Raw genomic sequence first — 25,495 nt, 5'->3', positions numbered from 1 at the left:
TTATCTTTTTTGTGAACACGGATATGTATCAGACAGTTTTATAAAACTGGTCTATTAATGCAAGACAGATCAATCATTTATTGAGCCACCAGTTATACATAAACTTATAATAATTTATGTCTAGGATCTATAACAACGATAAGGAAGCTATCATGAGTGATATTTTTGATGTAAAAGACACCCTCTCAGTCGCTGGCAAAGAACATGCCTACTACAGCCTGCCAAAGCTGACCGAAACTTACGAGCATATCAAGACACTACCATTTTGTATGAAAGTGGTATTAGAAAACCTATTACGTAATGAAGACGGCGGTCAATCGGTTGGTAAGAACCACATTGAAGCCGTCGCCAACTGGGATGCAGGGGCTGAGGCGTCAAAAGAAATCGCATTTATGCCAGCGCGTGTGGTATTGCAGGATTTCACTGGTGTACCTTCAGTAGTCGATTTGGCTGCGATGCGTGATGCGGTGGTTGAGCTTGGCGGTAAGGCGGAACAGATCAACCCGTTTATCCCCAGCGAGCTGGTCGTCGATCACTCTGTACAGGTCGATGCTTATGGTCGCGAAGATGCGCTAGATCTGAATGAAAAGATTGAATTTAAGCGTAATAATGAGCGTTACGAGTTTTTGCATTGGGGCAAGCAAGCCTTTGAAAATTTCGTCGTGGTACCACCAGCGACAGGTATCGTGCATCAGGTCAATCTTGAGTATCTAGCCCGTGTTGTAATGGCAGCAGATGTTGACGGTGAGCTGATGGCTTATCCAGATACAGTTTTTGGTACAGACAGTCATACCACCATGATTAATGGTATTGGCGTACTTGGTTGGGGTGTGGGCGGTATCGAAGCTGAAGCTGCGATGCTAGGTCAACCGTCATCAATGCTGATTCCGCAAGTGGTCGGGTTTGAGCTGAAAGGCAAACTAACTGAAGGCGTTACTGCGACCGATTTGGTATTACGTGTCGTTGAGATGCTGCGTGCTCATGGCGTAGTGGGTAAGTTCGTCGAGTTTTACGGCGAAGGTTTACATAGTATGCCGCTAGCTGATCGTGCCACCATTGCCAACATGTCACCAGAGTATGGTGCGACTTGCGGTATCTTCCCTATTGACCAAATGGCAATTGATTATCTGCGCCTATCTGGTCGTGACGAAGGGCAGATCGAGTTGGTTGAAAAGTATGCCAAAGCCCAAGGCTTATGGCACGATGCTGATACTCCAGCGGCAATTTATTCAAGTAAATTAGAGCTGGATCTGTCGTCAGTACAGCCAGCACTTGCTGGACCAAACTTGCCACAGCAGCGTATCAATCTGTCTGATATGCATGAGAAGTTTGGCGAAACGCTAGAAAAAATGACCAAGGATCGCAAGTCAGAAGTAGAAGGCAAAGTACGCTTTGATCAAGAAGGCGGTGAGCAAGAGCAAGCTGAACACTTAGCCGCACAGCCAAAAATAGACGACGATCAAGATGATGGCTATCAGCCTGCCAATGGGGTTTTCTCTACTGTTAAGATTGATGAGACAGATCATAAGCTGCGTGATGGTTCAGTCGTGATTGCCGCGATTACCTCTTGTACCAATACCTCAAACCCAGCGGTCATGATTGGTGCAGGTCTAGTGGCCAAAAAAGCGGCGGCCAAAGGTCTAAAAGCTAAGCCTTGGGTCAAAACATCACTCGCACCGGGTTCTAAAGTCGTGACCGACTATTTAGAAAAAACCAAACTAATGGATGAGCTAGAAAAAACAGGCTTCTATCTAGTCGGTTATGGTTGTACGACTTGTATCGGTAACTCAGGGCCATTGCTTGAAAGCATCGAGAAGGGCATCGAAGAGAATGACTTGGTCGCTGCTGCCGTGTTATCAGGTAATCGTAATTTTGAAGGTCGTATTCACTCACATGTCAAAGCCAGTTACTTAGCGTCACCACCATTGGTTGTTGCTTATGCGCTGGCTGGTACGGTCGATATCGACTTGACGACTCATCCGCTCGGACAAGATCAAGACGGTAATGATGTGTTCTTAAAAGACATCTGGCCGACTTCAGAAGAGATTAACGAGCTGATTGCCAATAATATCGATGCGGATATGTTCCGCAAAAACTATGGCGAAGTGTTCGACGGCAGTGCTGCATGGAACGCGATTAGCTCAGCGGATAGCCAATTGTATCCATGGGATGAAGAGTCGACGTATATCAAAAACCCACCGTTTTTTGACGGGATGACCATGGAGCCAGAAGGTATCCCTGATATCGAAGGCGCACGTATCTTAGGTCTGTTTGGTGATTCAATCACCACCGATCATATCTCACCAGCGGGTAATATTGATCCAGACTCACCAGCAGGTAAGTACTTACAAGGGCGCGGTGTGATGCAAGCGGACTTCAACAGCTATGGCTCACGCCGTGGTAACGATGCAGTCATGACCCGTGGTACCTTTGCCAATATCCGTATCAAAAATACCATGATGGGCGGTAAAGAAGGCGGCTACACCTATTACTTCAGTGGTGATAAAGCAACGCTTCAAGATGGCGAAGAGATGGCCATTTATGATGCAGCGATGAAGTACAAAGAAGACAAGCGTCCGCTAGTTGTGCTTGGTGGGGCAGAGTACGGCTCAGGTTCTAGCCGTGACTGGGCAGCCAAAGGTACTATTTTGCTAGGCGTAAAAGCGGTATTGACCAGCTCGTTTGAGCGTATTCACCGTTCAAACCTCGTCGGTATGGGCGTGTTGCCATTGACGTTCAAAGATGGTCAAAATGCAGAAACCTATAAACTTGATGGTTCCGAAGTTCTTAGCATCACGGGTCTGGATAATGGTGAAAGTAAAACCGCCAAAGTCACTGCTACGCGTGCTGATGGGTCAAGCGAGACCTTTGAGGTAAATGTCGGTCTGCAAACGCCAAAAGAGCGCGAATATGTGCGTCATGGCGGTGTATTGCACTATGTACTACGTCAATTGGCTGCTGAGAGCAAAGAAGCAGGCTAGTAATTAGTTAAGCTTTATATGACAAAAAGCCCAATCCCCGTCAAAGTAGGGGGTTGGGCTTTTTTATTTGTGGAGCAAAAATAAAGCAAATATCTGAAAATCTATTTCACTACATTATCTGAAGTTCTCATTCCAGCTCTCCTTAAATATTTTATTCAAGAACGCTTCTTTATCGATGCTACCGTCATCGTTTAAGCAGGTCTTATCGACAAAGAGATAGTTCGTCCAACTGATATCGGGAGACAGTTCATTAATCTCATTTACTATGTCAATTTCACTAATATCAGAGAAATCTCTGATAACAAGGCTTTGAGCCAGCGCTAAAATGCGACTCTTTGTTTTATACTCGTAAGAATTTGGGTACTCAGAAATTTTATCAAAAAACGCCTCGTACTTTATACGGCCATCTTCGTGTGCATACTCATCACTCCAGAATATATAGTCACTCCAAAATGGATCGGGAGATGATTTATTTAGTTCAAGGTTTATTTCTATTTGTCTTGGCTCTGAGCATTCAGTGTTGAGTAACTCTTCAAGTAGCAAAGTAAATTTTTTCTTAGTATCATCATTCATTATTACATCCTCTACTATATATTCCAATGCTATCAAACCTTCTCAGTCAACAGCTTAATACCTAAGCCAAAAAATATCACACCGCTAATTTTGTTTAATAAGGTTTCTATAGACGGCTTTTCTCGTAGGCTCTTGCTAAAACGTGATGATAGCAGTGACAAACAAGAAAACCAGATAAAGCCAGTGACAGCAAAAGTGATTCCGAGCATCAAAAACGACAGCATGCCATAAGCATAGCTAGAGTCGATAAACTGGGGAAGGAAGGCTAGAAAAAATAGCGCGACCTTTGGATTGAATACATTGGTCAATACGCCTTGCTTATAAGTCTGCCAGCCTGCTTTGCTAGCCTTACCAGTAAGGTTTTGATTTTCAGCCAAACTGCTTGCTATCGAGTTTGAGTTTTTGCTCAGAAGCATCTTGAGTCCCAGATAGCATAAATAACCAGCACCAATATATTTAACGATCATAAATGCCATGGGCGAGCTGGCGAGTAACACGGACAATCCCAATGATGCCAATAACGTATGCACCAAAATACCTGAGGTGATGCCCAATACAGAATGAAATCCAGCGGTCTGTCCCTGTGAGACACTACGAGTAATAATATATATACTGTCAGTGCCAGGAGTCAGGTTTAATAAAATAGCGGCTAAGATAAACCCTAGATAATTCTCGATACCAAACATAGTAATCACTTCCCTTTAAGCACGCTAAGCCCCATCATTTATAGTAGGTGGCTGCACTTTATAAAAACGCTTGTCAGATCGATATTAAAGAGTATTAGATAGGTTGGCAATAGCGCTATTAACAATAAGCTGGTGACAATAGAATAGAGTATTTTGAGAAACAACAGACATAAAAAATCCCAGTCACCGTATGATGACTGGGATTTTTTATTGTTCGCTTATTAGTCTAATCTGATGCTGAGCAACAGTGCTAATAAGTGACGCCGAATAGTGGCGTCCCCAGGGGGATTCGAACCCCCGTTACCGCCGTGAAAGGGCAGTGTCCTAGGCCTCTAGACGATGGGGACGCATAGAGTGTTACAACCTAAAAGGTTACAACGGTACTTCACAATATCAGATTGCTTATCTATTAATAGAAAAAGCGTTGCCTAGGTGCTGATATCGTCCTACTAGCGAGTATTTAAGGTTACGTTTCTCAGTGGTACTGAGCGTTGCAATAAATAGTATGGTGGAGCTAAACGGAGTCGAACCGTTGACCCCTTGCATGCCATGCAAGTGCTCTACCAACTGAGCTATAGCCCCTCGCTAAGAGTGTGCGTATTTTATGTAAGAGCAACAGTCTTGTCAACCACTATTTTAAAAATAATGCATAAATATGCAAAAAAAAGTATTGAAAGTGATTTTAGCTGCTTGATAGGCCCAAATTATCGTGGATTTTGCTTGAGCGCGATCTCTTTAATGGCTTTATCAGTATAAAACTCCTCTTCGCTACCATCAGAAAAAATAATCGAACAGCATTCAGTTGGCAAATATTGACCGCCTTTTTCTCTGATTGTTCTGATACCTTTAAAACCAGTGATATCAAACTCGCTTAATTTATCTAGATTATTGTTGGTATAACCGCAGTAAGTGGTGTATATCCATTTCAAATCCTCAAAATCTTGACCCTTTGTCAGGGTAAGTTTTGCATCATAAAGCTCTTTTACGATGGCATCATAGTATTTCTGTGCTTCTTTGAGCGTGTTAAAGACATAATCTTTACTTTCTATTGTGACTGTTTTGGCGGCCATGTTTATTCCAGTTAAAAGGTTTGATAAAGGATATTTAATAGTCTAAGGGTAGTAATACCTACTAATAACGAAAAAGGGTCAGAACTGGCCTGACCCTTCTATATTCAAAAATTTCAGCTAATCGACTGTTTAGTAGATAAGTTATTCAGTAGCTAAACTATTCAGCCGCCAAAAAATCTGGTAACTCAGCCGCTTGCTTCTCAAGTTTTTTCAGTTTCTTTTTACCGAGACCACCCAGTACGTCAACCGCATGACGCAAGCGTGTCAACGTCATGTCAGCACCGATAATCGCCATAGAGTTCATGACTGGCGTTGATGACGTGCTACCAGCGATAGCGATAAAGAACGGCGCCATAAAGTCACGCATCTTGATATCGAGGTGAGCAGCCAGACCTTTTAGCGTGGCGTAGATGTTTTCTTCTGACCAAGTTGGCAGGACTTCTAACTGCCATAATGACAGCTGTAGCATATCCATGATTTGCTCAGGCGTGAGAGACTTATGCGTAAAGCTCTCAGCATTGATAGCAGGTAGATTCTGAAAGTAGAAGCCACTCCAATTCATCGCATCAGACAATAGCTCGATACGTGGTTGAATCGCCGCTGCGATAGCCGTTAGCTTGTCACTGTTGCTAGCCCAGTCGAGGATTTTGTTCTTTAGCTCTTCAGGGGTTAGGGCGCGTAGCCACTCTGCGTTTAACCAGTTTAGTTTTTCGATATCGAAGATAGGGCCGCCAAGTGACACACGTTGAATATCAAAGCTGGCAATCATTTCTTCTAAGGTAAACTGCTCAGCATCATTAGGCATCGAGTAACCCATACGACCGAGGTAGTTTAGCAACGTTTCAGGAAGTACGCCCGCATCACGATAGTAGGTGATAGAGGTTGGGTTTTTACGCTTAGACAGTTTTGATTTGTCTGGGTTACGCAATAATGGCATGTGGCAAAGGGTCGGCATCTCCCAACCAAAATATTCATAAAGCAACTGATGCTTAGGCGCAGAGTTCAACCACTCCTCACCACGCATCACATGACTGATATCCATTAAGTGGTCATCGACGACATTGGCTAAATGGTATGTTGGCATACCGTCTGTTTTTAGCAGTACTTGCATGTCGACTTGGGTCCAAGGAATCGCAACCGTGCCGCGCAGCATGTCATGTACTTGGCAGATACCTTCAGTTGGTACGCGCATACGAATCACATGCGGTTTGCCTTCCGCAACCAATTGCTCAGTAGTTTCTGGTGCAAGATGAGCACAGCGACCGTCATAACGTGGGGTCTCGCCATTGGCCATTTGCTCAGCACGCATCGCATCTAGCTCTTCGCTGGTACAAAAACAGCGAAACGCATGATCTTTTTCTATGAGCATCTCGGCGTGTTTGGTATAAATGTCGCTACGCTCGCTCTGACGATAAGGAGCATGTGGGCCACCGATATCTGGACCCTCGCTCCAATCTAGACCGACCCAACGCAGCGCGTCTAGAATCATTTGCTCTGATTGCTCGGTTGAGCGGGTTTGATCAGTGTCTTCGATACGCAAAATAAACTCGCCGCCATGCGCTTTAGCAAAGGCCAAGTTAAATAGGGCGATATAAGCCGTTCCTACGTGAGGAAAGCCAGTCGGTGAGGGTGCGATACGAGTACGGACTGGGCGTGTTGATGCTTGAGTCGATGTTTGGGTCATAGGAATCTCAGAATACGTTTGTTAATGAATGTGTTGGTTAATGAATTTAGCAGTGAAAGAGGGTAATAAAAAATCGCAATGACAAATATGCATGAAATATTTGAATAAAAAATACGGATGAAACAATAGTCGTCAAAGTAGAAAAATAGCGTAAAATATAGCGCTAGTATAACAGAGAGATGGGATATTTTTAATGAAAAGCCCTTCTAGCGCTTGACTACAGATATATCCTTGCGATAATAATGCTAAGCAAGGCATAACTTGTTTATTTTCATCTGATTTTTTACTATTACTGGCCAATATGGTCGCCATCTACTGAGTCGTTTGTGTCACTATTAAATAATAAGCCAGAAAATAAGCCACTATCTAACGTAAATCATCCTGAAACTGCTGACGATACCCACTCTGACGAATTAAGCTTCGTTCATGATGCCGTGCTTCTACCAGAAACCGTCGCTGCGGTGCTGGGCGTCAAATCCTTACCAAAGCAAACAGGCAATGATGCTCAAAACAGTGTCAATCAAAGCAATGACGATCAGAATAGCTTGAAGGTAAGTGGCATCTACGTTGATGCAACCTTTGGGCGCGGTGGACATAGCAGGCTACTATTAAGTCAGCTGGCCGATGATGCACAGCTGATTGTCTTTGACAAAGACCCGACAGCCATTAGCGTGGCTCAAGAGCTGGCAAGTACTGATAGCCGCGTGAAAGTGGTTCATGACAGCTTTGCGACGTTGACGGATAGCTTGGCAGCCATGGATATCGTGCAAGTTGACGGCTTGATGGCGGATTTGGGCATTTCATCACCGCAGATTGATGATGGCAGTCGGGGCTTTAGCTTTATGCGCGATGGGGCAGTGGACATGCGTATGGACACCAGTCGTGGCCAGTCGGTTGCTCAGTGGCTTGAGAAAGTCGATGACGAAACGCTAGCCAATGTGCTTTATGAGTTTGGTGAAGAGCGTCACAGCCGCCGTATTGCGCGTGCGATCAAGCAGATGGACAGCTACAAATCCACACTAGAGCTGGCAGAAGTGATTAAGGTTGCGCATCCTAACTGGCAGCGCGGCAAGCATCCAGCGACTCAGAGCTTTCAAGCAATGCGTATTTTTATTAATAATGAGCTTGGTGATGTTGATAGCTTTTTAGAACAAAGTCTCCCTATTATAAAGTCAGGCGGACAACTGGCCGTCATTAGTTTTCATTCGCTAGAAGATCGCCGTATCAAGCAGTTTTTGCAGCGTCATAGCAAAGGTCAGTATCCAGAAGACGAGAACCTGCCGATGCCGCCCAATCGTCCACGTTACTTTAGCAAGCCTAAGCGCGTTGGCCCAAGCAAAGCTGAAACCAGTCATAACCCGCGCTCGCGCAGTGCATGGCTACGTATGGCTACCCGTACCGATATAGTGTACGAACAGGCTGACAAAAAGTAGGTTTTAGCTACATCGCGCGAGCTATAGAAACTATGCAAAGGGTATAGGGTTGCTATTGTCTGTCTAAAGGGTGTGCAAATGTCTTAATCGCTACGCCACTGTTAAAAAGCTGTAAATATTGTCTGATAGTCTCAGCAATTGATTTTTGGTTGTGTGGCGGGTGATGGACTAATAAATCAATCACTTTTTAAGCGCCTGTTGCCATCTAAGCTTAAGCGAAGTAATGGCTTGTTTCATGCTGCCAAGCAGTAGATTTGGTTTTATTTTTATCGATGGTACTGCTGGGCAATGATACGTTCGTTGTTCACAAACCAGTATCTACTTTATCGTTTACGTTCATTTTTGAGATCGTCATGGCAATATCTGACAAACCTGCAAACCGCCGCGCTGCCGCAGCCTACAACACCGATATCGGCGAGCTATTCGTGCGCCGTTTTAATGTGGTGAGTATCTATGTGGCGGTGCTGGTGTTACTGGCAGCTGCGATTGTGTGGAGCGGTATCAAAACTGCCGAAGAAGTTCAGCAATATCATCAGGACTATAAAACCTTGCAAGACATGAAAAAACAAGAGCGTAAGCTACAAGTTGAGCACCAGCGCCTATTGATTGAGCAGCAGACCTTTAGTGCCACCCCGCAAATCGCCAGTCGTGCAGTGTCTGAATTGGGTATGTATTCACCAACACTCAAAGACAAGCTGATTATTCAGCCTGGTGTGGCGACCGCGTTGGTGCCCGTGGTTTCTGAGGACTCTGATGAGGATGCCTCTGAGGTCGTCGGACCACGCGCGTCTACCGATATATCTCCTGAAGAGCCTGCAACTGACACAGCGGCAGTGGAGGCAGGACAATGAGTGATAAAAAACCCAAATCCACCGCAAAAGATACCAGTAAAAAACCAGCCAGTGGCAAGGTAACTAAGCCTCTGCGCCGTGCCAGTGCGGCCAAATCTGGGCAAACGAGCGATAAACCTAATAAAGCCGCTAGTGATCGCAAAGCAAAACTGTTTGGTCGTATTAAAAAAACCGATGCCCAAGGCGCTTATACCAGTGTAAAAAACCGAAAAAGTAAAATGGTTTTTTCTAGTAAGGCCTCAGGTGCTTCTACTCTTGGTGGGTTTGAGCAAGACAAAAACCGTTTTCGTATGGTTTGGGGGCTGGCACTGGTTGTATTGGCGCTGTTGATTGGCCGTGCTTATTATATTCAAGTGGCCAACGCGCAGTTTTATCAAGACAAAGGTAATGAGCTGATTACCAGCGAGCGCACGCAAAAATCCTATCGCGGTATGATTACCGATCGCAACAATTTGCCGCTCGCGGTCAGTGCCCCACTTGCGACGGTGTCCTTTAGTCCGCACGACTACTCGCGTGAATACTACGAGCTAAAACGCATTATCCTTACCAACCCGAGCAGTCCACAATTACAAGCGCGTATGCAAAAACGCTTAGATAATATGGATCTGACGACTCTTGCAGTTGCGGCTAATATCTCAGTCGATGAATTAAAAAAAGTCACTGCCATCGATGACAGTATTGATGTGACGGATGAAAAGGCGGTTAAAGCCGCGCTACCATCTGGCGCAGGCTCGCATTATCTGCCCCTGCTAAATAAAGTGACTCCCGAGATTGCTCAAAGCGTTAGCTCGCTTGATTTTCCTGGTGTCAATGAAAAAAACTTCTTTCAGCGCTACTATCCGCAGCCACAGTCCAACGCACAGTTGCTAGGGTTTATGGGTCAAAACTCCAAAGATCCTGAAGGTAACTATGAGGGACGTGCGGGCATTGAACGTCAGTATGAAAAAGAGTTAGCAGGTGAGGATGGTAAGGTACTCGTTCTAAAAGATGCCAAGCAAAACAGTCTAAAAGAAATCAAGCAGATTAAGCCTGAAATACCTGGCAAAGATGTGGCCCTAACGATTGATTCGCGCTTGCAGTATCTGCTGTATAAAGAGCTAGAAAAAGCAGGCCGCTTACAAAAAGCACGCTGGTCAACGGGTATGATCGTTGATGTACAAACGGGTGAAGTCCTTGCGCTATCGACGTGGCCGGCATTTAATTCAAACAACCTCAATGAGATGACCGGTGAAAACCAACGTAACCGTGCATTGTTGGATGTTTTTGAACCGGGTTCAGTGATGAAGCCATTTACCGTTGCGGCCGCCTTAGACTCTGGTAAGTATACGCCGACAACTCTCATTGATACCAATCCTGGCTCCATTCGTGTGCGCGGCTACACCATTCGAGATCATAATAATCTGGGTATGATTAATCTGGCCACGCTATTACAGAAATCGAGTAACGTTGCTTCTACCAAGATTGCGCTATCACTGCCAGCCGATGCTATTAGTAATATGCAAAGGCAGTTTGGTTTTGGCTCAAAAACCCCTTTGCAGTTCCCAGGTGAAGGCAGCGGCCTAATCGTCACACCAAAAGAAAAAGAAACCTCACGCCGTGCCACAGTCAGTTATGGCTATGGTCTACAAGTGACGCTCGCGCAAGTGGCTCAGGCGTATTCAGCACTGGCAGCAGGCGGTGTGATGCATCCGTTGACCTTAATTAAGGGTGACAAATCGCAGCCAAGCAAACGTATCATGGCGCATGAGAAAGCCATGTCTATCGTACAGATGCTCGAGAGCGTCACGGAGCCTGGTGGTACTGCAAAAGATGCTGCCATTGATGGTTATCGCGTGGCAGGTAAAACAGGTACGTCGCGCCGTATCAACCCAAAAGGTGGCTACTATACCGATCAGTATCGCAATGTCTTTGCTGGTATGGCTCCGGCGTCCAATCCGAAACTGGTGGGTGTGATGCTTATTGAAGATCCGCGTGGTCAGATTTATGCTGGTCTCACGGTCGCACCAGTATTCCATAATGTGATGAAAGAAGCCTTGCGACTGTACAATGTGCCTTTGGATAAGCCATTAGAGACCAAACCGCAATAGGTGTGTGATTACTTTTGACTTCGAGTTTTGGCTCTTTGAGAGCCAAATTGTTTTAACTGTTTAGGACTTGCCCATGACCATGACGACCTCATTGCCAGATAATGCCTCTGTCACTTTACAGCAGCTGATAGACGTCAGCGCTGACCGTCACAGTAGGCTAGTACAGCAACTCACAGCGATGATGGCAGAGACGGTTCAGGCAGATCCAAATCAAATAACCGCCATTGCCGATATTCCTTTTCAGCAGTTTCGATTAGACAGTCGCCAATTATCAGCCAATGATGTGTTTGTCCTTTTAAAAAGCCAAACATCTGATGATCAAAAAAGTCGTGATTATCTATTACAAGCGGCTAAACATGCGGCCTTTATCCTCTCAGAAATAGATCCTACCTCATTATTTAGCACAGCGAACGAACCATCATCATCTACGCAGGCGACCGATAATGAGTCGGCCGATCTGCCGTGTCCTATCCTGTACGTTCCCAATGTGCGTGATTTTTTGGGTAGCTTGATTCAAGCGCGGCTTCAGTATCAGCAGCCAGTCACCTTACCAGCGGTCATAGCGGTGACAGGTACTAATGGCAAAACGACCATCAGTCAATTAGTCGCACAGTTGACCCAACTGACAGGCTTAAGTAGTGCGGTAATGGGTACGGCTGGTAACGGTCGGCTTGGCACGTTAGTTCAGGCCAGCCATACCACTGGAGATGCCTTGGCTGTACAGCAGTTCTTGTATCAAATGGGTACAGAAAAGGCTGAAATACTGGCACTAGAAGCCAGCTCGCATGGGTTAGATCAACAGCGGCTACAAGGCATGCCAGTCACCGTAGCGGTGTATACCAACTTGAGCCGCGACCATTTAGACTACCATGCTGATATGGCAGAATATGCGGCTGCCAAAGCCAAGCTATTTGATAAAGCACATTTTCCAGATTTGACTCATGCCATTATCAATATTGATGATGAGCATGCTCAGGTTATGCTGGATACGGCAAATGCTAGCGGTTTAACGGTTTGGACTTATACCTTAGATCCTGCAAAACCTGCCACTTTTGGCGCAGTGAGTGTCATGCCGAGTTTGCAAGGTGTCAAAATCACGCTACGTACTGACTTTGGTGATGGACAGACTGACACAGTTGATATTGTCAGCCCACTGTTAGGACGCTTTAACGTTGCCAATCTGCTTGCGGCTATCGCTGCGGCAGTAGCAATTGATACCAATACCAATGGTATCGATATGGCGCAGATTATGCGCGCTGTCCCGCAGCTACAAGGTGCGGTCGGGCGTATGCAGCGTGTACCATCCAATGATGGCTGTTTCATCGTTGATTATGCCCATACCCCAGATGCTCTCAGTCAAGTACTGTCAAGCCTAAAGACCCATTGTGATGGTCAGCTGTGGGCAGTGTTCGGTTGCGGTGGTGATCGTGATACAGGCAAACGCCCATTAATGGCGCAAGCAGGGCTAGCAGGTGCTGATCAAGTCATCTTAACCGCTGACAACCCACGTACCGAAGACCCCAATGTGATATTGCAAGACATGCAGGCTGGAATGAGTACAGAGCAATATCAACGCACCCATATCGAACCTGCACGCCAAAAAGCGATTGAGTATGCGGTGGCTCATGCCAGTCCAAATGATATCGTCGTGATCGCAGGTAAGGGTCACGAGACCTATCAAGAGATCAATCACGTTCGTTATGATTTTGATGACAGTGTTGTTTTACAGCAGGCATTAGCGCAAGCGGGTCGGGTGTAAAGTACTAGCTTTACTGAGGCTATAATCAAAAAATAAATCGTTAACTATAAAAATTAAGTCATCATCATATAAGGTAATCATTATGACAGCCGACAACGATAATTCTATCCAGTCGCAAGGCCTCTATGTCTGGCAAATGGACAATCTGCTTGCAGCGACCGCATCGCTCGATGGTCATTGGCAGCTACCGCAGACAGAGACTGCATTTGCAACTGATGCGCTAAGCAGCAAACGTATTGCCACTGATACGCGCACTATTAAGCCAGGTGATATATTTTTGGCATTAACGGGTGATAATTTTGACGGTCACGATTATATCGCGACTGCTATAGATAAAGGTGCTGTCGCTGCAATCGTCTCTCGTCCTATTTCCGCAGCGGAGGCAAATGATATTGCGCAGCTAGTGGTTAGTGACACTCGTCTGGCGTTAGGTCAATTGGCGTCTTATCGTCGTCAGCAGCATAAAGACTTGACTGTGATTGCCATTACTGGCTCTAGCGGCAAGACGACCTGCAAAGAAATGCTAGGCAGTATCTTTGGTAGACTGGCACCGACACTGATTACCCGTGGCAACCTAAACAACGATTTGGGCGTGCCAATGATGTTGCTTGAGTTGTCCGATCATCATCGCTATGCCATCTTAGAGTTAGGTGCTAACCATATTGGCGAGATTGCTTATACGGCTGAGATTGTACGTCCTGATGTAGCCTGTATCTTAAATATCGGTACAGCGCATCTAGGTGAGTTCGGTAGCCGTGAGGGTATTTGTCAGACCAAGGCTGAGATTTATCATACTTTGACTGACGCCCAATGTGCGATCGTGCCTGATAAGGATGATTTTACCAATGAGCTACGCCGCATTGCCGAACAGCATACTTCACATGTGATTGGATTTGGTAGCACTGATGTGAGTGCCAGCCACTTAGATGTTGAGCCTGAGCGTAGCGAGTTTAAGCTGCATATTGGCAATCAGGTTCATGATATTAGCCTGCCACTAGCAGGCGAGCATAATGTCAATAATGCTCTGGCCGCTGCTGCCTGCGCATTTGCACTCGATATTGCTGCGAGCGACATTGTCATCGGACTTGAAAACGCACGTCCTGCCAAAGGTCGTTTGAATAGCCAAATACTGGGTATGCATCGACTCATTGACGATACTTATAATGCTAACCCACACTCGGTACGCGCTGCCGCCAAAGTCTTGGCTGCGCAAACAGGTACGCAAGTGATGGTACTGGGTGATATCTTTGAGCTAGGAGAAGCGGCCGTCAGTGAGCATCAGAGCTTGGGCCGCGCTATCGCGACCACAGGTGTCAATGTGCTGCTCTGTGTGGGTGAATATGCCCCTTATACCGTGGCAGGCGCAAAAGAGATTTCTGGTATCAGCGCTCATGCCTTCGCAGATAAAGACAGCTTGTTAGCGTACTTGCAGTCATATTTGCAAGCGCAACAAGCCAAGCCTTGTACGGTGTTGTTCAAAGGCTCTCGTTCCATGGAAATGGAAACACTTATTCATGCGCTAGTAGAGGAGTAGGCGGTGTTAGTTTGGTTGTTCGGCTGGCTTGGCCAGTATTACTCGCCGTTTTCTGCGGTTTCTTCGTTGACGCTACGAGCACTGCTCGCGGTTGTTACCGCCCTTGCATTTAGTATGGCTTTAGGTGGACCTGTCATTCGACATCTGCGTTCGCTCAAATATGGTCAAGCGATTCGTAATGATGGGCCACAGTCACATTTGGCCAAAACGGGCACACCAACCATGGGCGGTGTCCTGATTCTCAGTGCCATTGGGATATCGACGCTATTGTGGGCCCGTCTGAACAATCCTTATGTCTGGATTTTGCTCGTTGTCATGGTTATTTTTGGGGCAGTAGGCTGGGCTGATGATTGGCTAAAGATTAAATATAAAGACCCAAAAGGCCTGATTGCGCGCAAAAAGTATTTTTGGCTATCGATGGGTGCGTTGTTCGTTGGAGTGTCTCTGTATTACATTGCCACGTTACAGCCAGACATCAACACCACGCGTGAGATGCAAGATCTGCTACTACCGATATTTAAAGACTGGATGATTCCATTTTCGGCAGTACCGTTTGGCATTGGGTTTATTATTTTCACATATTTTGTGATTAATGGTGCGTCTAACGCGGTCAATTTGACCGATGGTTTAGACGGTTTAGCGATACTGCCCGTGGTCTTAGTGGCCGCAGGTTTGGGTGCGATGGCTTACGTCTCAGGTGACGTACGTTTCGCAGACTATTTGCATGTGCCTTATATCGCCTATAACTCTGAAGTCATTATCGTCTGTGGCTCGATGGTTGGCGCCGGTCTTGGTTTCTTGTGGTTCAATGCGCACCCTGCCCAAGTGTTTATGGGTGATGTGGGCGCGCTTGCCCTTGGCGCGATGCTAGGAACGATTGCTGTCATGACACGCCAAGAGATTGCTTTTGCGATTATGGGCGGCTTGTTTGTCGCTGAAGCATTGTCGGTGATGTTGCAAGTGGGCTCATACAAACTGCGTAAAAAACGCGTTTTTCGTATGGCGCCATTACATCATCATTTCGAAGAGATTGGCTGGAAAGAAACACAAGTGGTGGCAAGATTTTGGATTATTGCCATCATTCTCGTTATTCTTGGACTGATGACTCTAAAGCTACGTTAATCGAACTCTCAGATAAATCAACACTGAATAGTTGCCTATAGTAATCAGAAATGTGATCAAAAAAGCCACCTCAATCATCATTGAGGTGGCTTTTTGTCGCTTAAAGTCTGCGAACTTTGTTAAAATGCGACTCATATTGCTATGAATTTGAGATGCCTGTGTCGTTATTTATATGTCCACTTTGCCAGTCACCACTACAGCCTGCCACTGATACATGGCGCTGTGATGGCAGCTTGCATCCTAAGCAAACCTCACACCCCTTTGATGTTGCCCGTCAAGGTTACGTCAATCTATTACCCGTCCAACAAAAAAAATCAAAAGCGCCGGGCGACAGCCAAGCGTCTATTAGCGCGCGCAAACGGTTTTTAAATAATGGTCATTATGCGCCGCTACAGCATCTCATTAGCCAAAAGATGGTGGCGTTACTGTCACCAAGTGAGCACGTCGCAGAGCCAACTGCTATGCAACATAGTAAGCCTGTCAATTGGCTCGATATCGGCTGCGGAGAGGGCTATTACACACAAGCAATGGCGCAACTGGGGTCAGAGGTGATAGATACGATCGTCGCCGCTGACATCAGCAAACCTGCACTAGTGGAGCTTGCCAAAGTGAGTAAAGCGTCAGAACATCTTTGGTATCAGAAAAATGCTGCTACCAAGAACACGATGATTTATCCTTTAGTCACTAGCGCCGCCAATTTACCGCTACGCGCCCATAGTGTCACGGGTATCAGCAGTATCTTTAGTCCTATTTTGCCCAAAGCCTTTGCTGATGTACTAACCGCTGACGGGTATTTAATCATTGCAAAGCCTGATGTGGGACATTTAGCCACCTTGCGTGACGCATTGTTTGATAGCGTGCGCGAGCATGATTCTGATAAGTTTTTGCAAGAGTTATCACCCTACTTTACCCTAATAGATACTCATCGTGTCAATGCAAACATGACATTGGCAGCGGACGATTTGGCTGATTTAATGACGATGACGCCCTATGCTTACCGAGCGCGTAGTGAAAAAAGACAGGCACTACTAGCAGCGGTAGATAACGTGTCATTTACTACCGAGGCAAAATTTGTGGTGTATGTTTTGCAAAAAATGGCTGATAAATAAAATATCGATTTTGACGGAAAACCTTCGGGGTATACCACTGTAACAATAGAAACCTTTCTTCAAGTTTCATAAATCTACTTAATACTAGAATCAGTTATCATTTTCTTTGTCGATACAGCGATACTTTATCGCGATATTTTATTTGATACTTCATAAGGTATCTTTAAGCATAATTCATCAACATGAATTAAATCGGGAAAAAATAATGAAAAAGATAATAGTAAGTTCGATTTTAGCCGCTACTGCTTGTTTTTCGATGGTTGGTCAAGCGAGTGCTGCACCCAGTTATGATCAACATCATAAAGCTCAAGTACAGCACCAAAAGCATGATGCTAAAGCAGATAGCAAGCATAAAAACGCCAAAAACAAGGCAAAAGTATCACATCAAAAAGCAAAAATAGTGGCTGCTAAGCACAAAGCCAAAGAAAAGCAACACGATAAATATCAGAGTAAGTATCAAGGTAAAAAGTACAGTAAAAACGATCATGAGCATCGCTCTTAAAAGTCTTATAGTCAAAGAAGTCTAAAATGGTTACAAGGCAGCCGACTGCAGATTGTACAAATAGTACCTCTAAGGAGGGTAACGCCGTAGCCGTTTAGTAGTTCTCATACTATACTTGATTATGTAGAAATGGCGCCTTGAATGGGCGTCATTTTTTTGCGTTATATGTTTAGATAGTACATATACTAAAAAATATAATTTGCAGACGGCAGTAAACAACAAAGCTGTTTTTTATGCTTTACTGTTAAAAAGTGCTTAGAGTATTTTAGAGAGGGTAGTGAGCTAGATAGAAAAACTGAGAGGTTTTGTTGGACTTAATAAGATTGGCGGTGAAGGAGGGATTCGAACCCTCGATACGCTATTAACGCATACACACTTTCCAGGCGTGCGGTTTCAGCCACTCACCCACTTCACCGTTTTTTTGACTGGCTCAGTATAGCCGATACTATTTAAAATGTCACCACTTACACCTTATCTTTCTTTATTTGCAAGCGCCTGCTAGGATAGCAAATATATAATGACGAGAATATATGGTTGAACGTTGCATGATAAGTTTGGGTAGTCTCAAAAGCAGTATTGTAATGACCGTGGTGACGGTTGCAGTCAGTATAGCCTCAGCACACGCTGACGATTTCACCCAGTGTAGCGGATCTTTTTATGGGGGTGTTTACCCTGAATTTACCAATACTAAGCTAAGTGATAACACGCAAGCACTGTGCATGGACGGCTTTGCTGTCATGTATTCAGGGGTATCGCGTACACCGCTATGGTCGGCAGAGTATTTAGATCGTAAACGCTTACAACAAGCGAAAGAAATTGATCGTGAGGACAGCTTTCATGAAGAGAGTAAACTGCCAACATCCGATCGTGCCTCACTATCTGATTATTCAGGCTCTGGTTATGATCGCGGACATTTAGCACCCAATGCAGACATGGCCAATCGCAGCCAACAGTATGACAGTTTTAGCCTAGCCAATATCGCGCCCCAGTCTCCCCGTAATAACCGTTATATTTGGCGAAACATCGAATCAGCAACGCGATATCTGACTCAGCAATACGGTGAGGTCTATACCATTACAGGGGTAGCATTTAAGGACAAAAAAACCAAACAGCTTGCTGGTCGTGTGCTGGTGCCGAGCCACTTTTTTAAGGCGGTATACATTCCTGCAACCAATCAGGCAGGGGTATATTACGCACCCAATGATGAGTCTGAGCGCATCGATATCATTAGTATTGACCAGTTAGCCGCTGAAACGGGTATTGATGTGTTACCAATGCTAGATACTCAGACCAAAAGACAAGCATTCGATTTGCCATTAAAGGCAGGCGAGCGCTTGGACACACCTGATGCACCAGTTGAAGAGCCTGCTTGGATGCTGTTTGTATGGGCTATTTTAGAATGGCTAGTGACGCAATTACAGGCATAAACTGGCAGTAAAATGCAAAAAGAGCATTATTTTGAAAAATATAAAATGTCACTGATAATAAGGATAATCAAATGATTGAGCCATTCGCTAACGACCATCAAAGCATGCAAATTGGTGACATTGTGATTGAAAACCAAAAAGACAAGATTACTATCTACGGCGATATCGATTTGGCTTTAGATGCATCAGGATATGCGCAAGCCCAGCAACTGCATGAGTTAACGGGCAAAATCATAGCAGCATTTGAAGAGAAGAGTCTTTATAGTAATAGTGAGGATAAGTCAAAAGAAAATGATGACCAATCCGGCAAATATATCGACAATCCTTTCATATAAGTCTTTGATATGGTTTTATTTTTTTAGAAATAATAAAGTCTAAAAAAATTACTAGGCAAAGTCTAAAAATTGCTTATAATGAGGTAAGACATCGCTTATGTCGCTCAGGTCTCTTAAAAATTACGAGCAGTTGCAGTCGTCGACTTTTCAAAAGTAGGAAACGGCAACAGTCGTGATAAAAGAGGTCAGCAAAGGATAAGCATAGGACATCAGAAACATAATGTTTCGAGCAATCATTGTATGAAGGGAGTCAATCTATGAAGTTATTTACAAAAACCGCTTTAGCAGTTGCTGGTATCAGCATGGCAACGATGGCATTTGCCGCTGATCCATTACACAATACCACTTGGCAGACCTTTGATGAAGGCCAACCAAAAGGTGTTGTAAAAATCACTGAGTCTAATGGTGTATTAACGGGTAAGTTAATCAGTGCTAATACATCTGCTGGTAAACAGTATGTTGGTAATACTATTATCAGAAACCTAAAGGCAGATGGCGGTGGTAAATATAGTGGTGGTACGATTACTGATCCTGCTAAAGGCAAAGACTATCGTATGACTGCAAATCTAAGTGGCAGCACATTGAAACTAAAAGGATATATTGGTCCGTTCTCACGTAGCCAAGAATGGAAAAAGAAATAAACCGATAGGTTGTTTTAAGTATTTGCTTGATACATAAAAATCCCGCATTACCGAAAGGTTTTGCGGGATTTTTTATTAGATTGGATATCGTCGGGTCAGTCCAATATGAAAAGGACACAGTAAAACAGGAATGGCTTTTTCGCAGTCTCTGCCTGCCCAGATATAGTAAGCTAGAAAATTTAGACCAGTTCCGTGTTATCAAATAGCATAGCCATTTCAAACTACTAGAGGTATTAATGCGTTAATCGATGATACATCCTAGTATCGAATGTATCGTTGAAGTTGTTTGATATTGATACGAGGCATCAGGTGTAGCAGTATTTCTTGGTTGTGTCTTAAAAAAGGGGAGGTTGTGCGCACTTAGATTATAACCAGCAAAACGAAAAACGCTGAAACTACAGTTGGTAGTATCAGCGCCATGAACATCAATATTTAGCTTATTTACATACAGCTTATCTAATAAACTCAGGGTAGGCTTCCATACCACACTCTGCAATATCACCACCTTCGTATTCATCTTCTTCAGAGATACGGATACCGATAACTAATTTGATGATAGACCAAACCACTAGGCTCGCAATGAATACCCAAGCAAAGATAGTCGCAGCACCCACAATCTGACCGATAAAGGTAGAGGCTGGGTTAGTGATTGGTACGATTAACAGACCAAATAAACCAACCACACCGTGAACGGAGATAGCACCAACCGGATCATCAATTTTGATTTTGTCTAAAGCTAAGATTGATAGCACTACGATGATACCAGCGATGAAACCAAAGAGAGTCGCTTGTAGCGCAGAAGGGGTTGATGGCTCCGCTGTAATGGCCACAAGGCCTGCTAGCGCACCATTTAAAAGCATGGTTAGATCGGCTTTGCCAAAGATAATACGTGCAAGTAGCAATGCACCAATTGCACCACCAGCCGCTGCTGCGTTGGTATTCAAAAAGACCATCGCGACAGAGTTGGCACTGGCGATATCACCCAACTTGAGCACTGAGCCGCCGTTAAAGCCAAACCAGCCCATCCATAAAATTAGTGTGCCAAGCGCCGCGAGAGGTAGATTGGCACCAGGAATTGCACGTATCTCACCATTTGGTCCGTATTTGCCTTTACGTGAGCCTAAGAGTAGCACACCCGCTAGAGCTGCAGCAGCACCTGCCATATGTACAATACCAGAGCCTGCAAAGTCAGAGAAGCCCATGTCACCTAGGTTATATAAGCCAAACACATCGTTGCCGCCCCATGTCCAACTGCCCTCTAATGGATAGATGACACCAGTCATAACCACTGCAAACAGTAAGAAAGCCCACAATTTCATACGCTCAGCAACCGCACCTGAGACGATAGACATACAGGTCGCGACAAACACCACTTGGAAGAAAAAGTCTGATGCAGCAGAATAAACAGAGTCACCGCCAAAGCCATTTTCAGCAGAAGCTGCCAATGCATCTTCGACCAAGGTATCACCGCCTGCGATGCCGCTCAAAAATAGGTCACCACCATACATAATGGCGTAGCCGCATATCATATACATAATACTAGCAGTGGCGAATAGCGCGATGTTTTTGGTTAAGATTTCGACCGTGTTTTTTGATCTGACCAGTCCAGCTTCTAACATAGTGAAGCCAGCTGCCATCCACATGACCAATGCACCACATATTAAAAAGTAAAACGTATCGAGCGCATATTGGAGCTCAAAGATTTGACTTTCCATGTAAATTCCCCCTTGAATTTATAATATAGATATCGGTATGACCGATAGATAAAATGCTGTAAGCGTCTACACCTGTGAGTCTATACTCATAGGTGTGTTTTCAAATTTAGATAGCGTCAGGTCCTGTTTCACCTGTACGAATACGAATGACTTGCTCAAGTGCTGTCACAAATATTTTACCGTCGCCAATTTTACCAGTGCTAGCGATACGCGTAATGGCTTCGATAGCAGGTTCAACCATCTCATCAATAACAGCCACTTCGACTTTTACTTTTGGTAAAAAGTCCACCACGTACTCTGCGCCGCGATAGAGCTCTGTATGGCCTTTTTGACGACCGAAACCTTTAACTTCAGTGACCGTAACACCTTTGACGCCAATGTCAGAAAGTGCTTCGCGTACATCGTCGAGCTTAAACGGTTTTAAGATCGCAGTGATTAGCTTCATAAAAAATTCCTTATTTGTGTGATGCTGCAGCTTGATAGAAGCACTATGGTGCATCATCGTCTCTCTGCCTTGCTTACCCTAAGTCATTCAAGAACTGTGCCAACCTACTCAAGGGGGGAAGGTAGAGTTAGACTTGTGAGTTCAAAAGTAACCGCAGTAATGACAGAAAATATAAGCTGTGATGACGCGATGGGAGTCATCGTTACCAACATAGTGAGAGTGCATCAATCTGTAGCGTTTGGTTATTGAAAACTTTATTATAACCAACTTTTTGAGTGCTTGGGGAGGCGATATCTTTATTTCATGTGATGATTTGCTAACCCAGTTTAGGTAACTAGCAGCAAGGCATCATAAAGACGCAAGGGCTTGGTAAACGTGTATCGATGGAAGATATCGTGAAATTACTAAAAGGAAGCAGAGACTCAGATCGAGACTATAATTATAATCTAATCACAATATAATCATGAAACTGACTGGTACTCTGCGTTTGAGGAGATAAAGGTACTGAGCCTTTGATAGAGTTTGCTTACGCTTTGGGGAAAAGCAAATATGGCGTCTTGGTACTGACCAATAGTTTTTTGGTATCACTGCCCTGTAGTAACTCACGTAGACGAGACTGACCAAACGCTCCTGTCATAAGTAAACCAATATCGTGCTGGTTTTGATAATAGTTCAAAGCAGCAGCGACATCACGGCAGTCCAACAATGTCTTTTTAGATTTGATACCGGCTTGTTTGAGCCTTGCGTAAGCTTCGCGCAGCGCATCACAATTATCAGAAGTTTCCTTGCCAACCATCACAATATGTACGGTTAGTGCGCGTACAAGCGACGTTTTGCACAGCCAGTTTAGTAATTTATGGCACGTTGGACTGTTGTCAAAAGCGAATAAAGCCGTTGTAGGGGGCAAAAATGGTGCATGTGTCACCAAAATGGGGCAGTGGCTGACCCTGATGAGTTGACTCAAGGTCGATTTGCACGTGACATGATGGCCAATAACAATCAATTGTGCTTCATCATCAACGTAATCGATGCTTTGATTCAGGTGCTCATGCCGATGCAATGTATAGGTTTTGAGCTTGCTGCGCTGTTGTTCACAATAAGTGGTCGCTTGGTGCAACAGCAATCTACCTTGCGCTTTTAACTCATAGTTACTCAAATGCTCGTTGGTTGTGAATTGCTCAAGCAAAGTATTTTCATCGTTAACATTGAGACAGCCAGAATAATTAACAGCGGATTTTTGCTGTAAGCTTGGGGAGGCATGCAATAGTCCAACAGGCGCCTGCAAACGAGTAGAGGCCCACATGCTAGCTTCCAACACGGCCTGAACATGATCAGGACAGTCCAAGCAAGCAATTACACTATCTGGTTTTAAATTACTCATAAAACGACCACGTCATATTGATAATAAAAAGTAACCACGCCAGTTAAAGAGTGAGCATAAATACCATACTCACTCTCTACTAGTTATGCAGCCATCTATTCATCTTTGGATTCATAAACCGTCAATTAGAGCATGCCTTGGCATCAGTTTGATACGGCAGACACACACAGTCTTAATCCAAGAGTCCGATATCTCGGCGATCATGGATAGAGAAGCGGTCAATCAACGTTCGGCTCGCATTATTCAGTCCCACCACTTTGACATCAATACCCTCACGTTGCAAGCGCATGACCAGTTTGTCTAACGTGTCAACGGCACTGATGTCCCAAAAATGCGCTTGGCTTACATCGATCTGAATACTATCTACCGCTTCTTTACTGTCAAAGCTACTCAAGAATTGCGTGGTAGAAGCAAAGAACACTTGGCCTTGGACATAATAATAACGGGTATTGGTACTATCCTCATACTCGCTAAATATGCTTAGGAATTGACCAATCTTATTGGCAAATGCTAAGGCAGACAGCAGGACACCGACACCAACGCCGTAAGCCAAATTATGTGTAAAGACGGTGGTTAAAACAGTCGCCAACATCACGATGTTAAATGACAGTGGGTGTGTTTTGAACTCGCGAATAGACTGCCAGTTAAACGTACCAATCGATACCATAATCATCACAGCGACCAGTGCGGCCATCGGAATCTGACTGACCCATTCGCTCAAAAACACCACCATAATGAGCAGCACAACGCCTGCCATCAATGTAGATAGACGTGTGCGTCCACCAGATTTGACGTTGATCATCGACTGACCAATCATCGCACAGCCCGCCATACCACCGAAAAACCCTGAAACTACATTGGCAATACCTTGACCGCGGCATTCTTTGTTTTTATCACTTGGCGTATCGGTCAATTCATCCACGATCGTTGCTGTCATCATCGATTCGAGTAGACCCACGATGGCTAGAGCAATAGAATAAGGCGCAATTATGAGTAAGGTCGTTAAGTTCAACGGGATATCAGGTAACAGAAACATTGGTAGCGAATCTGGCAAATCGCCCATGCTACCGACATTACGAATATCAAGATTCATGTACATCGCCACCGCCGTTAGGCCAACGATACAAATCAATGGCGATGGAATGATGCGACCAATTTTAGGAATCAGGGGAAAAAGATAGATAATCCCTAGACCCACTGCTGTCATGATATAAACCGTCATACCGACACGCTCAGTCATGGGGTTTAGCTCTGGTAACTGGGCCATAAATATCAAAATCGCCAGCGCATTCACAAAACCGATGACCACTGAGCGAGAGACGAAGCGCATCAAGTTGCCGAGCTTTAGGATGCCCATGACAACCTGAATAGCACCGCATAACAGAGTCGCGGCAAGCAGATACTGCAAGCCATGATCAGCGACCAAATCGACCATTACCAGAGCCATCGCCCCGGTCGCCGCCGAAATCATACCTGGACGACCACCGACAAAACTGATCACAACGGCAATACAAAACGAGGCATATAAGCCAACTTTTGGATCCACACCCGCGATAATAGAAAAGGCAATGGCCTCTGGAATAAGCGCTAGGGCGACGACCAAGCCTGACAAAACGTCACCGCGAACGTTGGAAAACCACTCGTCACGCAAGTTATCAATAAAAGATGTCATAAGTAAACTACATAGGGTTAGAGGCAAAAAAGTAATCATTACTCATTTATAAAATGATCGCGTTGCTAATAATAGCCATTCATTTTTCTTTTACATCAACATGCACTCAGTCATGTTGTTGTGTTGGATTATTGAAGATCATCAATAAAAGTATCTACGACGTTTTTTGGTATCAAAAATACGCTCATCCATAGTCAATACGATGATGAGGGCAATAAGGCTGCCTAAAAAACAAGGTTGAACAATAGGATGCTTAAAATAGGCTATTGGATAAATATACCTAATATAAGGCATAGAATCAGCAATCACTTGCTGTAGTAAGAACGTAATAACCAATCTGACAAACAATCACTATCGTCTGACAAACCATTATCACTGCACGAATTGTCGCCAAAGAGACGTGACAAAAGCGTGATAAATGTGACACCATGCTAAACTGATATGCTTGGGTGATTCGCCCTGCCACATACCAATTAAAGTCGCCATTA

20 protein-coding genes and 3 tRNA genes are annotated in these 25,495 nt (G+C 44.6%); 12 read left to right on the top strand and 11 right to left on the bottom strand.

The genetic code is table 11. From position 1 onward, the window contains the following. Nucleotides 1–152: 152 nt before the first annotated feature. Nucleotides 153–2,981, top strand: coding sequence for an aconitate hydratase AcnA (acnA, locus tag IP485_RS10635; protein WP_198327198.1), 2,829 nt, complete (start codon nt 153–155; stop codon nt 2,979–2,981). 114 nt (nt 2,982–3,095) lie between these two features. Here acnA and IP485_RS10630 read toward each other — a convergent pair whose 3' ends face one another. The 6 genes from IP485_RS10630 to gltX form a co-directional block, all read right to left on the bottom strand. Continuing rightward, the gene (locus IP485_RS10630) at nt 3,096–3,554 is read right to left on the bottom strand and encodes a hypothetical protein (RefSeq protein WP_198327197.1); all 459 of its coding nucleotides are present in this window, start codon (nt 3,552–3,554) and stop codon (nt 3,096–3,098) included. A gap of 32 nt (nt 3,555–3,586) precedes the next feature. After that, a complete protein-coding gene (locus IP485_RS10625) occupies nt 3,587–4,240 on the bottom strand; it encodes a LysE family translocator (protein WP_198327196.1) in 654 nt (217 codons plus the stop codon). Between the two features lie 271 nt (nt 4,241–4,511). Further along, a tRNA-Glu gene (locus IP485_RS10620) sits at nt 4,512–4,587 on the bottom strand. Between the two features lie 159 nt (nt 4,588–4,746). Further along, nucleotides 4,747–4,822: transfer RNA gene (locus IP485_RS10615), tRNA-Ala, on the bottom strand. Between the two features lie 122 nt (nt 4,823–4,944). Then, complete coding sequence (locus IP485_RS10610; protein WP_198327195.1) at nt 4,945–5,310, bottom strand: hypothetical protein; 366 nt, start codon at nt 5,308–5,310, stop codon at nt 4,945–4,947. Nucleotides 5,311–5,467: 157 nt separating this feature from the next. Next, nucleotides 5,468–6,994, bottom strand: a complete 1,527-nt coding sequence (gene gltX, locus IP485_RS10605; RefSeq protein ID WP_198327194.1) for a glutamate--tRNA ligase — start codon at nt 6,992–6,994, stop codon at nt 5,468–5,470. 326 nt (nt 6,995–7,320) lie between these two features. On the opposite strand from gltX, the gene rsmH reads away from it, so the two are divergent. From rsmH to IP485_RS10565, 8 genes are all read left to right on the top strand, one after another. Next, nucleotides 7,321–8,427 (top strand): 16S rRNA (cytosine(1402)-N(4))-methyltransferase RsmH, encoded by a 1,107-nt coding sequence (rsmH, locus tag IP485_RS10600; protein WP_320159133.1) that lies wholly within the window; start codon nt 7,321–7,323, stop codon nt 8,425–8,427. A 353-nt stretch (nt 8,428–8,780) separates the two neighbouring features. Beyond that, entirely contained in the window at nt 8,781–9,278 is a 498-nt protein-coding gene (locus tag IP485_RS10595; RefSeq protein ID WP_197177520.1) for a cell division protein FtsL, read from the top strand. Then, the gene (locus tag IP485_RS10590; protein ID WP_198327193.1) at nt 9,275–11,365 is read left to right on the top strand and encodes a peptidoglycan D,D-transpeptidase FtsI family protein; all 2,091 of its coding nucleotides are present in this window, start codon (nt 9,275–9,277) and stop codon (nt 11,363–11,365) included. Before IP485_RS10595 ends, IP485_RS10590 begins: the two co-directional genes overlap by 4 nt. Nucleotides 11,366–11,438: 73 nt before the next feature. Beyond that, complete coding sequence (locus IP485_RS10585) at nt 11,439–13,124, top strand: UDP-N-acetylmuramoyl-L-alanyl-D-glutamate--2,6-diaminopimelate ligase (RefSeq protein ID WP_198327192.1); 1,686 nt, start codon at nt 11,439–11,441, stop codon at nt 13,122–13,124. Between the two features lie 82 nt (nt 13,125–13,206). Continuing rightward, nucleotides 13,207–14,658 carry a UDP-N-acetylmuramoyl-tripeptide--D-alanyl-D-alanine ligase gene (locus tag IP485_RS10580; RefSeq protein WP_198327191.1) on the top strand — a complete coding sequence of 484 codons (1,452 nt, stop codon included), beginning with the start codon at nt 13,207–13,209 and terminating at the stop codon, nt 14,656–14,658. A gap of 3 nt (nt 14,659–14,661) precedes the next feature. Further along, a complete protein-coding gene (mraY, locus tag IP485_RS10575; RefSeq protein WP_197177524.1) occupies nt 14,662–15,780 on the top strand; it encodes a phospho-N-acetylmuramoyl-pentapeptide-transferase in 1,119 nt (372 codons plus the stop codon). A gap of 152 nt (nt 15,781–15,932) precedes the next feature. Further along, complete coding sequence (locus IP485_RS10570) at nt 15,933–16,889, top strand: putative RNA methyltransferase (RefSeq protein WP_198327190.1); 957 nt, start codon at nt 15,933–15,935, stop codon at nt 16,887–16,889. Nucleotides 16,890–17,094: 205 nt separating this feature from the next. Continuing rightward, nucleotides 17,095–17,391, top strand: coding sequence for a hypothetical protein (locus IP485_RS10565; RefSeq protein WP_198327189.1), 297 nt, complete (start codon nt 17,095–17,097; stop codon nt 17,389–17,391). A 324-nt stretch (nt 17,392–17,715) separates the two neighbouring features. Here IP485_RS10565 and IP485_RS10560 read toward each other — a convergent pair. Continuing rightward, nucleotides 17,716–17,806 (bottom strand) — tRNA-Ser (locus tag IP485_RS10560). Nucleotides 17,807–17,921: 115 nt separating this feature from the next. Here IP485_RS10560 and IP485_RS10555 point away from each other — a divergent pair. The 3 genes from IP485_RS10555 (at nt 17,922) to IP485_RS10545 (ending at nt 19,794) form a co-directional block, all read left to right on the top strand. Then, on the top strand, nt 17,922–18,818 hold the full coding sequence (locus tag IP485_RS10555) for a DNA/RNA non-specific endonuclease (RefSeq protein ID WP_198327188.1): 897 nt from the start codon (nt 17,922–17,924) through the stop codon (nt 18,816–18,818). 71 nt (nt 18,819–18,889) lie between these two features. Then, a complete protein-coding gene (locus IP485_RS10550; RefSeq protein ID WP_198327187.1) occupies nt 18,890–19,153 on the top strand; it encodes a hypothetical protein in 264 nt (87 codons plus the stop codon). A 257-nt stretch (nt 19,154–19,410) separates the two neighbouring features. Continuing rightward, nucleotides 19,411–19,794 (top strand): DUF2147 domain-containing protein, encoded by a 384-nt coding sequence (locus IP485_RS10545; RefSeq protein WP_197177529.1) that lies wholly within the window; start codon nt 19,411–19,413, stop codon nt 19,792–19,794. A 452-nt stretch (nt 19,795–20,246) separates the two neighbouring features. Here the strand turns inward: IP485_RS10545 and IP485_RS10540 are convergent, their stop codons facing one another. The 4 genes from IP485_RS10540 to IP485_RS10525 all read right to left on the bottom strand — a co-directional run bounded on the left by IP485_RS10540 (nt 20,247) and on the right by IP485_RS10525 (nt 25,007). Continuing rightward, complete coding sequence (locus IP485_RS10540) at nt 20,247–21,509, bottom strand: ammonium transporter (RefSeq protein WP_194365032.1); 1,263 nt, start codon at nt 21,507–21,509, stop codon at nt 20,247–20,249. A 106-nt stretch (nt 21,510–21,615) separates the two neighbouring features. Continuing rightward, nucleotides 21,616–21,954, bottom strand: a complete 339-nt coding sequence (locus IP485_RS10535) for a P-II family nitrogen regulator (protein ID WP_010197981.1) — start codon at nt 21,952–21,954, stop codon at nt 21,616–21,618. Between the two features lie 526 nt (nt 21,955–22,480). Beyond that, a complete protein-coding gene (locus tag IP485_RS10530; protein ID WP_198327186.1) occupies nt 22,481–23,335 on the bottom strand; it encodes a universal stress protein in 855 nt (284 codons plus the stop codon). Nucleotides 23,336–23,507: 172 nt separating this feature from the next. After that, on the bottom strand, nt 23,508–25,007 hold the full coding sequence (locus IP485_RS10525; RefSeq protein ID WP_198327185.1) for a SulP family inorganic anion transporter: 1,500 nt from the start codon (nt 25,005–25,007) through the stop codon (nt 23,508–23,510). Nucleotides 25,008–25,495: the final 488 nt, after the last annotated feature.

The sequence above is a fragment of the Psychrobacter sp. NG27 genome (assembly GCF_016106655.1).
Lineage (GTDB): Bacteria > Pseudomonadota > Gammaproteobacteria > Pseudomonadales > Moraxellaceae > Psychrobacter.
The sequence above is the reverse complement of the archived record's forward strand: the minus strand, read 5'-3'. Positions and strand labels throughout refer to the sequence as shown.

Coding starts and splice junctions, on each gene's coding strand:
- IP485_RS10570 (WP_198327190.1), top strand. CDS start 15,933: ATGCCTGTGTCGTTATTTATATGTCCACTTTGCCAGTCACCACTACAG.
- IP485_RS10565 (WP_198327189.1), top strand. CDS start 17,095: ATGAAAAAGATAATAGTAAGTTCGATTTTAGCCGCTACTGCTTGTTTT.
- IP485_RS10590 (WP_198327193.1), top strand. CDS start 9,275: ATGAGTGATAAAAAACCCAAATCCACCGCAAAAGATACCAGTAAAAAA.
- IP485_RS10595 (WP_197177520.1), top strand. CDS start 8,781: ATGGCAATATCTGACAAACCTGCAAACCGCCGCGCTGCCGCAGCCTAC.
- IP485_RS10540 (WP_194365032.1), bottom strand. CDS start 21,509: ATGGAAAGTCAAATCTTTGAGCTCCAATATGCGCTCGATACGTTTTAC.
- gltX (WP_198327194.1), bottom strand. CDS start 6,994: ATGACCCAAACATCGACTCAAGCATCAACACGCCCAGTCCGTACTCGT.
- IP485_RS10580 (WP_198327191.1), top strand. CDS start 13,207: ATGACAGCCGACAACGATAATTCTATCCAGTCGCAAGGCCTCTATGTC.
- IP485_RS10530 (WP_198327186.1), bottom strand. CDS start 23,335: ATGAGTAATTTAAAACCAGATAGTGTAATTGCTTGCTTGGACTGTCCT.
- IP485_RS10550 (WP_198327187.1), top strand. CDS start 18,890: ATGATTGAGCCATTCGCTAACGACCATCAAAGCATGCAAATTGGTGAC.
- IP485_RS10535 (WP_010197981.1), bottom strand. CDS start 21,954: ATGAAGCTAATCACTGCGATCTTAAAACCGTTTAAGCTCGACGATGTA.
- IP485_RS10630 (WP_198327197.1), bottom strand. CDS start 3,554: ATGAATGATGATACTAAGAAAAAATTTACTTTGCTACTTGAAGAGTTA.
- IP485_RS10525 (WP_198327185.1), bottom strand. CDS start 25,007: ATGACATCTTTTATTGATAACTTGCGTGACGAGTGGTTTTCCAACGTT.
- IP485_RS10625 (WP_198327196.1), bottom strand. CDS start 4,240: ATGTTTGGTATCGAGAATTATCTAGGGTTTATCTTAGCCGCTATTTTA.
- IP485_RS10555 (WP_198327188.1), top strand. CDS start 17,922: ATGGTTGAACGTTGCATGATAAGTTTGGGTAGTCTCAAAAGCAGTATT.
- IP485_RS10585 (WP_198327192.1), top strand. CDS start 11,439: ATGACCATGACGACCTCATTGCCAGATAATGCCTCTGTCACTTTACAG.
- IP485_RS10610 (WP_198327195.1), bottom strand. CDS start 5,310: ATGGCCGCCAAAACAGTCACAATAGAAAGTAAAGATTATGTCTTTAAC.
- acnA (WP_198327198.1), top strand. CDS start 153: ATGAGTGATATTTTTGATGTAAAAGACACCCTCTCAGTCGCTGGCAAA.
- IP485_RS10545 (WP_197177529.1), top strand. CDS start 19,411: ATGAAGTTATTTACAAAAACCGCTTTAGCAGTTGCTGGTATCAGCATG.